The sequence below is a fragment of the Aureimonas jatrophae genome, assembly GCF_900104035.1.
GTDB classification, from domain to species: domain Bacteria; phylum Pseudomonadota; class Alphaproteobacteria; order Rhizobiales; family Rhizobiaceae; genus Aureimonas; species Aureimonas jatrophae.
On sequence record NZ_FNIT01000005.1, the window covers coordinates 96,303 to 109,382 of the forward strand.

Below are 13,080 nucleotides of genomic sequence, written 5' to 3' on the forward strand. Positions count from 1 at the left end.
AGCGGGCAGGTTTCCGGAGGTTGGGACATGGCGGATCGCGTCGAGCGCGAAGATAGTCACGACCCGGACGCCACAACAGCGGGTCGCTTCGAATTGCGGGGGTTGAAGTGTCCCCTGCCCGCCTTGCGCACCGCGCGCGCGCTGCGGGACGCGGCTGACGAATGCGTGATCGAGGTTCTGGCGGACGACCCGCTCAGTCCGCTCGACATTGCCCATCTCTGCCGAACCGAGGGTCACAGTCTCCTGGCGCAGGACGAAGCGGCAGGCGGCGGATGGCGCTTTCGCATCCGGCGGGCCGCCAAACGCCCCTAGAAGCGCATACCGGCGACGCTCAGGGGATTGTCCCTCAGCGCGTCGCGATCGGGCGCGTCGGTTCGCGCGGCACCGCAGAAGGCCGCGAAGAGGTCTCGCAGGCGACGCTCGTTCAAACCTTCGCCGATCACCACGAGCCGCGTCGCGCGCGCGGCGCCCTCGGGCCAGGCCGGAAGGCTGGCGGGCGGATGCAGATAGCCACGCACGCCGTGCACGACGAGCGGGCGATCGTCGTCCTGCAGCCAGAACAGGCCCTTGAGGCGCAGGAGACCAGGTTCGGCGGAGGCGAACTGCAGAAACGCTTCGACGTCAGACCAGCTCATCGCCCCGTCATGCCGCAGGGCGATCGAGCGCACGCTGGCGTGACCAGCGCCATGGTCGTGGTGATGGTGCCGATGCGCGTCGTCGGCGCCCATCCAACGGTCGGCGTCGAGGCGGCCCGTTCGCGAATCGCGCAGCCCGGCGTCGAGAAGAGCCGGACCGGTCGCAGCCTTCAGCGGAACGAGCGGCGCGCCCGGGTTGAGGGTGCGCAGCGCTTGCTGGAGCGGCTCGGGATCGGCCAGATCGGCCTTGGTCAGAACCAGACGGTCGGCGAGCGCCGCCTGCCGCCTCGCCTCGATACGGTGCGCCAGATGTTCGGGACCCGCAAGCGCGTCCACGACGCAGACGACCCCGTCCAACCGGAAGCACGCGAGAAGGTCGGGATGGGCGGCAAGGGCTGCCAGGATCGGTGTCGGGTCGGCCAGACCCGTGGTTTCGACCAGCACGCGCGTCGGCGCGGGGCGACGTTCGCCAAGGCGCAAAAGCGCGTCCACCAGATCGCCGCGCACCGAGCAGCAGACGCATCCGTCGTTGAGCTCAACGACATCGTCTCCGGTCCCTTCCACCAGAAGGCCGTCGATCCCGACCTCGCCGAACTCGTTGACGATCAACGCCGCGCCGGCCAGAGCCCCCTGGCCGAGCAGGCGATTGAGAAGCGTCGTCTTGCCGGCGCCGAGGAAACCGGTGAGCACCGTGACGGGAATGGGCGCCACCGGCGCGGCCGGTTGGCAGAAGCGGTCCGGGATCACGGCCGGGATCGCTCGACGTTCAGGAGATCGGAGCCGGGACGCAGCTCGGTGCGGCGCTGCTCCTCGATCGCCTCCGCGCTACCGGGCGCCGGAGCGGAGGCCGGAGCGGCGGCGCCCGGCTCGCCCGGTCGGGCGGGACGCCAAGTCGGAACCGGAATGCCGTAGTCGGCGATGATCGAGACGCCGGCCTCGACGTTGCGACCGGCGGCCGCGCCGCCGAGGCGGACCGGCACCGTGTTTCGGGGACGGTCGAGCTCGGTCATGAAGGGCGAGCCGAAGGCCTCGTCGCGCTTCTCCTCCGACTCGCGCTCGTTGGCGCGCGCCGTACGGCCCGCCGCCGAGCAGATCGCGGCGCTGATATCGGCGGGCGGTCCCTCGGCCGTCGGCAGGTCGGCCACGGTCTCGCGGATCGACCTCGGGTTCACGTGGAACCCGTTCTCGATGATCTCCGCGGCCAGGCGCTCGCGCACGATGGGCCCTTCCGCCCCCAGAACCACCGCGACGATGGTCCGGTTGTCGCGCGTGGCGGATGCGACGAGGTTGAAGCCCGAGGCGCAGATATAGCCGGTCTTCATGCCGTCGGCGCCGTTGTAGCGGCCCAGCAGTCCGTTGGTGTTGTTGATCGACGCCTTGTCGAGCGTGATGCCTTCGGTGGAGAAGTAGTCCGTGAAGGCCGGGAACTCGCGACGGATCGCCGTGCCGAGAATCGCGAGATCCTTGGCGCTGGAATACTGCCCCTCGCCCGGCAGCCCGTTCGGATTGATGAAGTGGCTGTCCTTCATGCCGAGATCGGCCGCGGCGCGGTTCATCATCGCGACGAAGGTCTCGATGGAGCCGCCGCCGACGGTCTGACCGATCGCAAAGGCGACATCGTTGGCCGACTTCACGAGCATCATGCGCAGCGCGTTGTCGAGCCGCATCACGGAGCCGGGCTTGAAGCCCATCTTGGACGGCGGCTGGAAGGCGGCCGAGCGGGTCATGACGACGGGGCTGTCGAGTTGCAGCGTCTGCGTCTCGATCGCCTTCAGCGCGAGGTAGGCGGTCATCAGCTTCGTGGTGGACGCCGGATACCAGCGCTGCACGGCGTTCTGCTGCGACAGGACCTTGCCGGTCGCCACGTCCACGACGATCGTATTGGCCGCCTGGGCCGTCCCACCGCCGAGGGTCACCAGCGCAGCCAAGGCCACAGAGCGCAGAAGCGACGTCATCGTGCGGTCTCTTTCATTCTCGCGATGGATCGGGCGACGCAGCCGCCCCCTTCGCAGTCGATCCGTTTCCATGGCAAGGTGGGAGCCCCAAGGCCGATCAACAGGCCCTTTGTCGCCATTTCATGGCATCGCCGGAAGACCTCATGCCCGTCAACAACCGCATCGCCGCGGAGGCGCCCAAAATCGCCGAATGGCGCCGCTCGCTCCATCGCATCCCCGAGATTCTCTACGACCTCCCCGACACGGCGCGCTTCGTCGCCGAGCGCCTGCGCGAGATCGGCTGCGACGAGGTGGTCGAGGGAATCGGGGGAACCGGCGTCGTCGGTCTGATCCACGGGCACGACGGCGGACCGGTGATCGGCCTGCGGGCCGACATGGACGCCCTGCCGATTCACGAGACCGCCGATCTGCCCTACCGATCCGAGCGCGCGAACGCCATGCATGCCTGCGGCCACGACGGGCACATGGCGATGCTGCTCGGAGGGGCCGAGGCGCTCGCTTCAACCCGGCGCTTCCGCGGGACGGTGGCGGTGATCTTCCAGCCCGCCGAGGAAGGCGGCGCGGGCGCCAAGGCGATGATCGAGGACGGTCTCCTGGAACGGTTCGCGATCGCCCGCGTCTTCGGCATGCACAACCTGCCCGGCCTGCCGCTCGGCCATTTCGCGATCCGGCCGGGTCCGATCATGGCCTCGACCGACGAGTTCACGCTGACGCTGCACGGGCGCGGCAGCCATGCCGCCATCCCGCACCAGGGTTACGACCCGATCCTCGCGGGCGCGTCCCTCGTTCAGGCGCTGCAACAGATCGCCTCGCGCAACGTCGATCCGCTCGACTCCGTGGTCGTATCGGTCACGCAGTTCCATGCGGGCTTCGCCCACAACGTCATACCGCAGGAGGCGACCGTCTCGGGTACCGTTCGTTCGTTGACGGCGCGCACGCGCGATCTCGCCGAGCGTCGGATCCGCGAGATCTCCGCCGGTATCGGCGCCGCGCACGGTGTCGAGATCGCGGTGGACTACGACCGGAACTATCCGGTGACCCTCAACCATGCGGCGGAAGCCGCCTTCTGCGCCGAGGTCGCGGCGGAGGTCGCGGGCGAGAGTGCGGTGAACCGAGACACCGTCCCGCTCATGGGCGGCGAGGACTTTTCCTACATGCTGGAGCAGCGGCCCGGAGCGTTCATCTTCGTCGGCAACGGGGCGTCGGCCGGACTGCACCACCCCGCCTACGACTTCAACGACGAGGCCATCCCCTTCGGTTCGTCGTATTGGCTGACGCTGGTGGAGCGGGCGCTGCCACTCGACTAGCCGACGCGGAGCCGGCCGGATGACACCGGCCGGCGGCACACGTGGGTCAACCCTCGCGCTGAAGACCGGGATCGAGTGCCTCGATCAGCATGCGCAGCCGGCGACGCACTTCCTGGTCCTCGATGCGGCCCAGCGCGATCGACGACTGCAGCGCCTCGCGGGCAGCTGCCGGCTCCTCTTCGGCGCGGTTGTCCTCAAGACCCTCGAAGAAGAAGGTCGGGGTCGTTTCGAAGACCTGCGAGATTCGATAGAGCGTCGAGGCGCTCACGCGGTTGGCCCCGGTCTCATACTTCTGGATCTGCTGATAGGTGACGCCGATGCGGCGTCCCAACTCCTCCAGCGACAGCCGACGTGCGGTTCTGATGATGCGCAGACGGTTTCCGACATGCACATCGATCGGATCACGTTCAACTTTCACGACAAAACTCCGGGGTCTTTCAAACACGAGCGAGCGCACGTAGCGCTCGTAGAAGGAAACCGATGCGTACCTTTTTGGGCTTGTGTCAACCCATCGATGCCCTTCTCGTCTTATTTGTAATGTTGCGGCTCGCTTCAACCGCCTGAAAGATAAAAAGCCCGGACCCGTCCGGTTTGTGGCAGTCGAAAGGCAGGCAAGCAACAATCTGTTGTTGGTTTGTCAACAAAATCAACGGGAGCACATTCTGTAAGATTGGCTGACTATATCAAAGACAGCAACTCAACCTAAGGCTGCCGAGCCAAGAAGCGCAAACCCGCAACCGAGAGCCATAGCAGCATCCAGACCGGCGCGCCCCGCGCGAAGAGAAACGACTCAACGAAGGCGTTGAGAAGCGTGAACGCGAGGATCATCAGGAACAGGTCGGCCAGCCGCCTCGCCTCGTCGTCGTCCCGGGAGCGCGCGAAGTCGCGCAGCGGCAACGCGACGATCAAGAGAAGGCCGAGCACGAGGCCGGGCCAGCCCATGGCGATCACCAGATCGAGATAACCGCTATGGGCATTCACGATCCCTCGTGGATCCCAGCTGGAGCCCAGCGGCACCTCCGCGGCCGCGACCGCGGGTGTGGTCCAGAAGCTGTCGAACCCCATGCCCAGCCATTCATGGCCAGCCAAGGCCTGCAACGCGAATCGCCAAAGGTCGAGGCGGCCTGTCAGCGTCGTTCCCGGCAAGACCCACTGCTGCACCGCGTAGAGCGCGGGCGAGAGCACGGTCCCGAGCGTGAAGGCCGCCATCAGCGCGAGCGCCGACGCCAGAAGCAGAACCACGGGCACACGCCCCATCCGCCGGGCGCCGAGCACCAGAAGCGCCACGGCGGGCAGAAGGGCCAGCGTCGTCTTGGAACCGGTCTCGAGGACGAAGACGGCGGACAAAACCGCAATCGCACCGCCCACCCCGCGCCAACCCGCACGAAACAGGTAGAAGCCGGCGTAGCACAGGCAGGCCATCACGGGACCTGCCACGTTCTTGTGACTGTAGATACCGCGCCAGAGGCCGGCGTGGATCGATTCGAGTTCGCCGGCCTGATGGATCGCGGAGCCGGGCAGAAGCACGATGCCGACGTAGCTGAGGCCGAGCACCGCCGACACGGACAAAGCCAGCGCCACGCGGAAGGAGCGGGCATCCGGCGGGAGGGTAAAGACCGCCGTCGCGGCGATCATCGCGGCGAGCGTGAAGCCGACGGCCCTCAGCGACACGTCAGGCCACGGCGAATGAAGGGATGCGAAGACGAGCCAGAACGCCATCATCAGCCAGACCGGATGCGCGATGCGGCGCAGAAGCGCGGGCGGGGTCAAGGTGAGATGCGCCAGCAATCCCGCCAGCATGAGAAGGCCGTAGCCCAGTTGGTTCACCGGGCTGCCGGCATCGGGCGTCTTCGCCTCGAAGGTCACCACGAAGGGCTGGAACGTGACGAGCAGCGCCGACAGGATCGCTGTCGCGATCGCCGTGCGCAGGACCGCGGCCCAGTCTCCGGCCTGCGCAGAGAGACCGCGCTCGGGCGCAAGTGTCGTCATGAACGTCCCCCGCGCGACGTCGGATCGGATCGCCGCGCGGGAAGTCTAGGGTCCGAAAGCTGCCGTCGGGTTAAGGCCGGCGTGCCGGCGTCCCCCTGTCAGCCCGGGACAGGCAGGATCGGCGTGTGGTCGAGAGCCCGCTCGATATCGTCGGGCACCCGCCCGCCCTCCTCGGGATCGCGCTCGACGGGAGGCGACCGGCGATCCGGCTCGCGTATCTCGTCGGAGCCGACATGGTCGTTCGGCGGAACGATCGAGTCCGGCGGCGCGGGATCGCGCGGATCGATGATGTTGGATTCGATATTGGACATGGGAGGGGTCCTCCATTCCAGGGTTGCCGTCGAATCAACCCGGATGAAGGAACCCACGTTCCCAAAAAAGATCGTGTGCGGTCAGTTGCCGACGGGCGCCGGCGATCCTTCCTCGTCTTCCTCGCCGAACGGGAAGGTCTCGATCATCTGCTCGACGTCCTCGTAGATCTCGTCGAGGAACTCGACCGCCCCTTCGGCGTCGTCGCTGCCCTGCGTCACCAGCATAGCGATCTGGATCTTCAGGACGCTGGCGACGTCTTCCAGGTCCATGCCCTGGAACAGGTTCGCAATCTTCTCCGAGATCTCTTCGGTCTGGGCTTCGGTCAGCATGGCAGGTCCTTGATTCATCGCGGTCGCGGTCTGAAGCCGGCGATGGGGCCGCGGGTTCCCGGTCGCGGTCCGAATCGGAAACCCAAAGGCCTCCCATGCCGGTCCCCGCCCTTGGAGCACGGGCGCGGGCGCGGCGATAGCGGCAAACCGCCGTCGCCGTCAGAGCGTGGCGGGGGCGACGCTGCGCGGCGCGGCCGCACGGGCCTGGGTGAAGGTCTCGTCGAGCGCGTAGCCGGCGCCGCGCACGGTACGGATCGGATCGCGCTGCCGGCCTCGGTTGATGGCCTTGCGCAAGCGCCCGACATGGACGTCAACGGTCCGCTCGTCGACGTAGATGTCGCGGCCCCATACGCCGTCGAGCAGCTGCTCGCGCGAGAAGACACGGCCCGGAGACTGGAGCAGGAACTCGAGGAGCTTGAACTCGGTGGGTCCGAGGCGTACCTCGCGACCCGCCCGGCGCACCCGATGCGTCTCGCGGTCGAGGTCGATGTCGCCGGCGACAAGCTGCGAGGAGATGCGCTCGGGCTTCACGCGGCGCAGCATGGCGCGCACGCGCGCCATGAGTTCGGGCGTCGAGAAGGGCTTCACGACGTAGTCGTCCGCCCCGACCGAGAGCCCCCTCACCCGCTCCGACTCCTCGCCACGCGCCGTCAGCATGATAATCGGCAGGCGCTCCGTCTCGGGCCGGGTGCGGAGGCGCCGGCACAACTCGACACCCGACAGGCCTGGAAGCATCCAGTCGAGGATCAGAAGATCGGGAACCTCTTCCTTGAGGCGCAGGTCCGCTTCGTCGCCGCGTTCGATCGTGTCGACGCGGTAGCCCTCGGCCTCCAGATTGTAACGAAGGAGGACCGAGAGTGCCTCCTCGTCCTCCACCACGGCGATACGTGCGCTCATCGGGGTCCTCAGGCCGACTGCGCGCCGGAGACGGCGGCATCGGAGATCGACGTGGTCCGGTCGCCCTTGGGTCGATCCGTTTCCATCTGGTTGCCGGTCTTGATGTAGTAGATGGTCTCCGCGATGTTGGTCGCGTGGTCGCCGATCCGCTCGATGTTCTTGGCGGAGAACAGAAGATGCGTGCAGGCGGTGATGTTGCGCGGATCCTCCATCATGTAGGTCAGGAGCTCGCGGAAGATCGACGTGTACATCGCGTCGATCTCCTCGTCGCCCGAGCGGATCGCCTCGGCGCGTACGTGGTCGCGCGTCGCGTAGGCGTCGAGCACGTCCTTGAGCTGGCCGAGCGCAAGCTCCGACAGGTGCTCGATACCGCGCACGAGCTGCACCGGCTGCGAATGCTCGTGCACCGCGATGACGCGCTTGGCGATGTTCTTGCCAAGATCGCCGATCCGCTCGAGATCGTTGGAGATGCGGATCGCGCCGACGATCTCGCGCAGGTCCTGCGCCATCGGCTGACGCTTGGCGATGGTCATGATGGCGCGCTCGTCGAGCTCGCGCTGCGCGGCGTCCAGCAGCACGTCGTCGGCGACCACCGCCTGGGCGAGGCCCCAATCGGAGCGGATCAACGCCGCCACCGACTGCTCGACCATGCGCTCGGCCTGCCCGCCCATCTCGGAGATGCGACGCAGGATGAACTTCAGCTCCTGGTCGTAGGACGAAACGATATGGTGTTCCATGGGGATGCCCTCCCTGCCGGTGCGGCGCCGGCCTTCCTGTCGCGGGTCAGCCGAAGCGGCCGGTGATGTAGTCCTGGGTGCGCTTGTCGTCGGGGTTCTGGAACATCTTCTCGGTCGGACCGACCTCGACGATCTTGCCCAGGTGGAACATGGCGGTGCGCTGCGAAACGCGCGCGGCCTGCTGCATGGAGTGGGTCACGATCACGATCGTGTAGTTCTGCTTCAGCTCGTCGATCAGTTCCTCGACGGTCGCGGTCGCGATCGGGTCGAGCGCTGAGCAGGGCTCGTCCATGAGGATGACCTCGGGGCTGACCGCGATGGCGCGCGCGATGCAGAGGCGCTGCTGCTGGCCGCCGGACAGGCCGGTTCCCGCCTCGTGCAGGCGATCCTTGACCTCTTCGAAGAGGCCCGCGCGGCGCAGCGACGAGGTGACGATCTCGTCGAGGTCGGCCTTCGAGCGGGCCAGGCCATGGATGCGCGGTCCGTAGGAGACGTTCTCGTAGATCGACTTCGGGAACGGGTTCGGCTTCTGGAACACCATGCCGACGCGGGCGCGCAGCTCGACGACGTCGATCGAGGGATCGTAGATGTTCTCGCCGTCGAGCGTGATGTTGCCCTGGACACGGGCGCCTTCCACCGTGTCGTTCATGCGGTTGAGCGTGCGCAGGAAGGTGGACTTGCCGCAGCCCGAGGGCCCGATCAGCGCCGTGACCTGACGCTCGGGGATGTCGAGGTCGACGTCGAAGAGCGCCTGCTTCGCATTGTAGAAGACCGAGACCTTCTCGCCCCGCATCTTGGAAGCGAAGGCGGTGGGCGCTGGCGTGGGTTTGGCTGCGGTCAAGGACATCTGTTCCATCATGGGTGGGCTCCTACCAGCGACGTTCGAACTTGCGGCGAAGAAGGATCGCCGCGATGTTCATCACGGCCAGGAAGAGCAGAAGGACGATGATAGCGCCCGACGTGCGTTCCACGAAGGCCCGCTCCGCCTCGTTGGCCCACATATAGATTTGCACGGGCAGCGCGGTGGAGGGCGCGAGCGGGGTCGGCGGATAGTCGGCGACGAAGGCCACCATGCCGATCAGGAGAAGCGGCGCGGTCTCGCCGAGCGCATGGGCGAGGCCGATGATCGTGCCGGTCAGGATGCCCGGCATGGCGAGCGGCAGGACATGGTGGAACACCATCTGCGTCTTGGACGCGCCAAGACCCAGCGCCGCCGCGCGGATCGAGGGCGGCACAGCCTTCAGCGCCGCCCGCGTCGCGATGATGATCGTGGGCAGCGTCATCAGCGTCAGAACGAGACCACCGACCAGCGCCGCCGAGCGCGGCAAGCCGAACCAGTTGACGAACACCGCCAGGCCCAGGAGGCCGTAGACGATCGAGGGCACCGCCGCGAGGTTGTTGATGTTGACCTCGATCAGATCGGTGAACCGGTTCTTGGGCGCGAACTCCTCGAGGTAGATCGAGGCCGCGACGCCGATCGGCAGCGCCAGCACCAGCACGATGCCCATCATGTAGAGCGAGCCGACGATGGCGACGCCCAAGCCGGCCGTCTCGGCGCGGCTCGACGCGCCAAACGTGAAGAGGCCCGTGTTGAAGCGTTGCTGCAGGTCACCCGAGGCTTCCAGCTGGCGGATCCACTGGAGCTGCTGGTCCTTGATCGGTCGGCGGTCCTCGGGGATCGACAAGTCGAACTGGCCCTTCACGGCCGAGTCCACCGTGGAGTTAGCGGGGACCCAGATCTCCTGTGTGGTGCCGATCGTCGTCACGTCGTTCATGACGATCCCGGCGAGCTGGGTGCGCACCCCTTGCGAGACGAGCTCGTTGGCGGCGCGCAGCTGGGCGCGGTTGCTCGGGTCGATCCCGAGCTTCTGCGCGATCGCGTCCTGGACGAGGCGCGGATAGTTGGCGATGCGCAGCGCCGCCAGATCCTTGCCGCCCGTGTTCTTCGGGTCGATCACGCTTTGCGAGAAGGTGATCGGCAGGCGGATCTCGGTCTGCCAGAAGGCGGTGTAGCCCTGACTGACGACGGTCCAGAGCAGGATCGCCAGGAACACGAGGCCGGTGAGGATCGCCAGCAGGCCGTAGAGCTTGAAGCGACGCTCGGCGGCGTAGCGGCGCTTGAGGCCGATGTCGCGGCGCGCGACGGAGCGATCGAGCGCGGCCGGCGCGGCCGCACCGGGGCGATCGGGGAAGGTCGCGTCGCTCATTCGTACTGCTCCCGATACTTGCGGACGATGCTGAGGGCGATGATGTTGAGCCCCAGCGTGATCACGAAGAGGGTGATGCCGAGGGCGAAGGCCACCAGCGTCTGCGGCGAGTTGAACTCGAGGTCGCCCGTCAGCTGGTTGACGATCTTGACCGTGACGGTCGTCATCGCCTCGAAGGGATTGATGGTCAGGCGTGCGGCAACGCCCGCCGCCAGCACCACGATCATGGTCTCGCCGATGGCGCGCGAGGCGGTCAGCAGGAGCGCCGACACGATACCCGGGAGCGCTGCCGGCAGGACGACGCGCTTGATGGTCTCGGAGCGGGTGGCGCCGAGGCCGAGCGAGCCGTCGCGAAGCGAGCGCGGCACGGCGGTGATGATGTCGTCCGACAGCGACGACACGAACGGGATCAGCATGATGCCCATCACGAGGCCCGCCGTCAGGATCGACTGGGCCTGGATGAAGTTCGTGTAGTCGCCGGTGACGAGACCGTTGATCTGCGCCGACAGGTCGCGAAGGAAGGGTCCGACCGTGACCAGGGCGAAGAAGCCGTAGACGATGGTCGGGATGCCGGCGAGCACTTCCAGAAGCGGCTTCACCACCGAGCGCGTCCGGGGCTTGGCGTATTCCGCCATATAGATCGCCGCGAACAGGCCGACCGGGACCGCAAACAGCATGGCCACGAAGGCGATGTAGAGCGTGCCGGCGAGAAGCGGCACGAGGCCGAACTGACCCGCCTCGCCGCTAGACCCGGCGGCCGCGAAGCGCGGATCCCAAACGGTGCCGAAGAAGAAGGTCGACGGGTCGACGCGCCGGAAGAATTCGACCGTCTCGGAGAGCATCGACATGATGATGCCGACCGTCGTCACGATTGCGATCATGGAACACAGGATCAGGATCGCGCGCACCACGATCTCGACCTGGTTGCGCGCGCGAAGGCGCGGCGCGATGCGCTTCAGGCCAAGCGCGGCGCCCGCCAGCGCGGCCAGGATCGTGATGATCGCCTTGCCGATCTGCACGGTGTTCTCGATGCGCACCTTGGCGGCGGCCGGACGCACCATGGCGTCGTCGGTGGCGGTGGCGATGGCCACGCCCCGGCGCTGGAGAAGCGGAACGACCTCGGCGAGCGGCAGATTGTCGACGGTCGCGAACTCGTCGGACGGCAGGACGCGCATGCCGGCGGCGAGCGCGTCGATCAGCTGGGCGCGAACGGCCGGCGGCACGGCCGTGTCCGGCGCGCTGTCCTCGACGGCCTCGCGAACCGGCGCCTCGGCGATGATCGGTCCCGCGACGTTCGCGGCGATCAGCACGAGAAGCGCGGGAACCGCCGACCACACGAACACGAAGGCCCCGTGATAAACGGGGCGCGAATGAAGCTTCTCGTCGGGCGCCGGACGCAGCGCGGCGCTGCGGCGCGCACCCACAAAGGCACCTGCGAGCGCGATCAGAAGCGAGACCGCAAGGATCGCCAAGGACGACATGATGGCTCCCGACACGAGGAAGCGGCCGAGCCGCCCTTAAGGGAAACGATGGATCGCAGGAGAGACATGGCATGGGGCGCGAGCGGCGCGCCCCATGCCGCAAGACGCGGGCCCGGACCGGAAGCGCCGGTCCGGGCCGGTCGGCATCACATGGTCTTGCCGCCGTCGAAGTCGGCGCGATACGTCTCGCGCTCGGCATCCGGAGCCGGCACCAGGCCGTAGGTGGCAAGCGGGCTGTCGGGGCCGATCATCTGCTCGGACAGGAAGAAGTCCGCATACTCCTTGAGGCCCGGCACCACGCCGATGTGCGCCTTCTTCACGTAGAAGAAGAGCGGACGCGACACGGGATACTGGCCGGTGGAGATGGTCTCGACCGAGGGCACGACGTCGTTGACGGTCGCGACCTGGAGCTTGTCCTGGTTCTGCTCGTAGAAGGCGAGGCCGAAGACGCCGACGCCCTGCTTGTTGGCGTCGATGCGGGCCAGCGTCTCGGTGTAGTCGCCGTCGATGTCGACCGCCGCGCCGTCCTTGCGAACCTGCAGACAGGCTGCAGCCGCCGCCTTGTCGTCCATGCCGGAAGCCTTGTAGGCGTCGAGCGTGCCGGTGGCCTTGCAGCCGGCTTCGATCAGCTTGGTCTCGAAGACCTCGCGCGTGCCGTGCTTGGAGCCCGGGATGTAGGCGGCGATGTTCCAGTCGGGCAGCGCCGGGTTGGCGGCCTTCCAGGTCTTGTTCGGGTTGTCGACGAGCTTGCCGTCCGAGACCAGCTTGGCGCCGAGCGCGTTGAAGACGTCGGTCGGGGTCAGCTTCCAGTCGGAACCACCGGCGGCCGTCGCGAAGACAATGCCGTCATAGCCGAACTTGACCTCCTGGATCTCGGTCACGCCGTTGTCCATGCAGGTCTTCTTCTCGGACTCCGAGATCGGGCGCGAGGCGTTGGCGACGTCGATCGTGTCCGGGCCGACGCCCGAGCAGAACTGCTTCAGGCCGGCGCCCGTGCCGCCGGACTCGACAACCGGGGTCGGGTAGTCGGGATACACTTCACCAAAGTTCTCGGCGACGATCTGCGCATAGGGCAGGACCGTCGAGGAACCGGCGACCTGGATCGGCTGGGCGTTCTGGGCCAGCGCCGAGGTGGCGGCCAGGGCGGTGCCGAGCGCAAGCGCGGCGAGCGAGGTCTTCAGCAAGGGATCTCTCCGTCATGGAGTTGCGAAAGCGAACCGAGCTCCGGATC

General features: G+C 67.3%; 14 protein-coding genes. 2 read left to right on the forward strand and 12 right to left on the reverse strand.

Going from position 1 to position 13,080, the window contains the following annotated elements; translation table 11 throughout:
- The first annotated feature begins 27 nt into the window (after positions 1-27).
- On the forward strand, positions 28-312 hold the full coding sequence (locus BLQ76_RS12265) for a sulfurtransferase TusA family protein (protein ID WP_090673579.1): 285 nt from the start codon (positions 28-30) through the stop codon (positions 310-312).
- Here BLQ76_RS12265 and BLQ76_RS12270 read toward each other — a convergent pair.
- Both BLQ76_RS12270 and BLQ76_RS12275 read right to left on the reverse strand, forming a co-directional pair.
- Positions 309-1,382 (reverse strand): CobW family GTP-binding protein, encoded by a 1,074-nt coding sequence (locus BLQ76_RS12270; protein ID WP_244519597.1) that lies wholly within the window; start codon positions 1,380-1,382, stop codon positions 309-311. The two genes, BLQ76_RS12265 and BLQ76_RS12270, sit on opposite strands and share 4 nt — an antisense overlap.
- Positions 1,379-2,590: a D-alanyl-D-alanine carboxypeptidase family protein gene (locus BLQ76_RS12275; protein ID WP_090673581.1), complete on the reverse strand. Its 1,212-nt coding sequence runs from the start codon at positions 2,588-2,590 to the stop codon at positions 1,379-1,381. Before BLQ76_RS12275 ends, BLQ76_RS12270 begins: the two co-directional genes overlap by 4 nt.
- Positions 2,591-2,733: 143 nt before the next feature.
- On the opposite strand from BLQ76_RS12275, the gene BLQ76_RS12280 reads away from it, so the two are divergent.
- Positions 2,734-3,897 carry a M20 aminoacylase family protein gene (locus BLQ76_RS12280; RefSeq protein WP_090673583.1) on the forward strand — a complete coding sequence of 388 codons (1,164 nt, stop codon included), beginning with the start codon at positions 2,734-2,736 and terminating at the stop codon, positions 3,895-3,897.
- Between the two features lie 46 nt (positions 3,898-3,943).
- Here BLQ76_RS12280 and BLQ76_RS12285 read toward each other — a convergent pair whose 3' ends face one another.
- The 10 genes from BLQ76_RS12285 to BLQ76_RS12330 form a co-directional block, all read right to left on the reverse strand.
- Entirely contained in the window at positions 3,944-4,354 is a 411-nt protein-coding gene (locus BLQ76_RS12285; RefSeq protein ID WP_170842576.1) for a helix-turn-helix domain-containing protein, read from the reverse strand.
- A gap of 245 nt (positions 4,355-4,599) precedes the next feature.
- Complete coding sequence (locus tag BLQ76_RS12290; protein WP_090673588.1) at positions 4,600-5,886, reverse strand: O-antigen ligase family protein; 1,287 nt, start codon at positions 5,884-5,886, stop codon at positions 4,600-4,602.
- Positions 5,887-5,984: 98 nt separating this feature from the next.
- On the reverse strand, positions 5,985-6,197 hold the full coding sequence (locus tag BLQ76_RS12295) for a hypothetical protein (RefSeq protein ID WP_090673591.1): 213 nt from the start codon (positions 6,195-6,197) through the stop codon (positions 5,985-5,987).
- Between the two features lie 81 nt (positions 6,198-6,278).
- Positions 6,279-6,527, reverse strand: a complete 249-nt coding sequence (locus tag BLQ76_RS12300) for a hypothetical protein (RefSeq protein ID WP_090673593.1) — start codon at positions 6,525-6,527, stop codon at positions 6,279-6,281.
- A gap of 159 nt (positions 6,528-6,686) precedes the next feature.
- A complete protein-coding gene (gene phoB / locus BLQ76_RS12305) occupies positions 6,687-7,424 on the reverse strand; it encodes a phosphate regulon transcriptional regulator PhoB (protein WP_090673595.1) in 738 nt (245 codons plus the stop codon).
- An 8-nt stretch (positions 7,425-7,432) separates the two neighbouring features.
- Positions 7,433-8,161 carry a phosphate signaling complex protein PhoU gene (gene phoU / locus BLQ76_RS12310; protein ID WP_090673597.1) on the reverse strand — a complete coding sequence of 243 codons (729 nt, stop codon included), beginning with the start codon at positions 8,159-8,161 and terminating at the stop codon, positions 7,433-7,435.
- Between the two features lie 46 nt (positions 8,162-8,207).
- Positions 8,208-9,017 carry a phosphate ABC transporter ATP-binding protein PstB gene (gene pstB / locus BLQ76_RS12315; RefSeq protein WP_280140068.1) on the reverse strand — a complete coding sequence of 270 codons (810 nt, stop codon included), beginning with the start codon at positions 9,015-9,017 and terminating at the stop codon, positions 8,208-8,210.
- A 13-nt stretch (positions 9,018-9,030) separates the two neighbouring features.
- Complete coding sequence (gene pstA, locus BLQ76_RS12320; RefSeq protein WP_090673601.1) at positions 9,031-10,368, reverse strand: phosphate ABC transporter permease PstA; 1,338 nt, start codon at positions 10,366-10,368, stop codon at positions 9,031-9,033.
- Positions 10,365-11,849 (reverse strand): phosphate ABC transporter permease subunit PstC, encoded by a 1,485-nt coding sequence (pstC, locus tag BLQ76_RS12325; RefSeq protein WP_090673603.1) that lies wholly within the window; start codon positions 11,847-11,849, stop codon positions 10,365-10,367. The genes pstA and pstC overlap by 4 nt, the downstream gene beginning before the upstream one ends.
- Before the next feature lie 146 nt (positions 11,850-11,995).
- Positions 11,996-13,033, reverse strand: a complete 1,038-nt coding sequence (locus BLQ76_RS12330; RefSeq protein ID WP_090673605.1) for a PstS family phosphate ABC transporter substrate-binding protein — start codon at positions 13,031-13,033, stop codon at positions 11,996-11,998.
- Positions 13,034-13,080 lie beyond the last annotated feature (47 nt).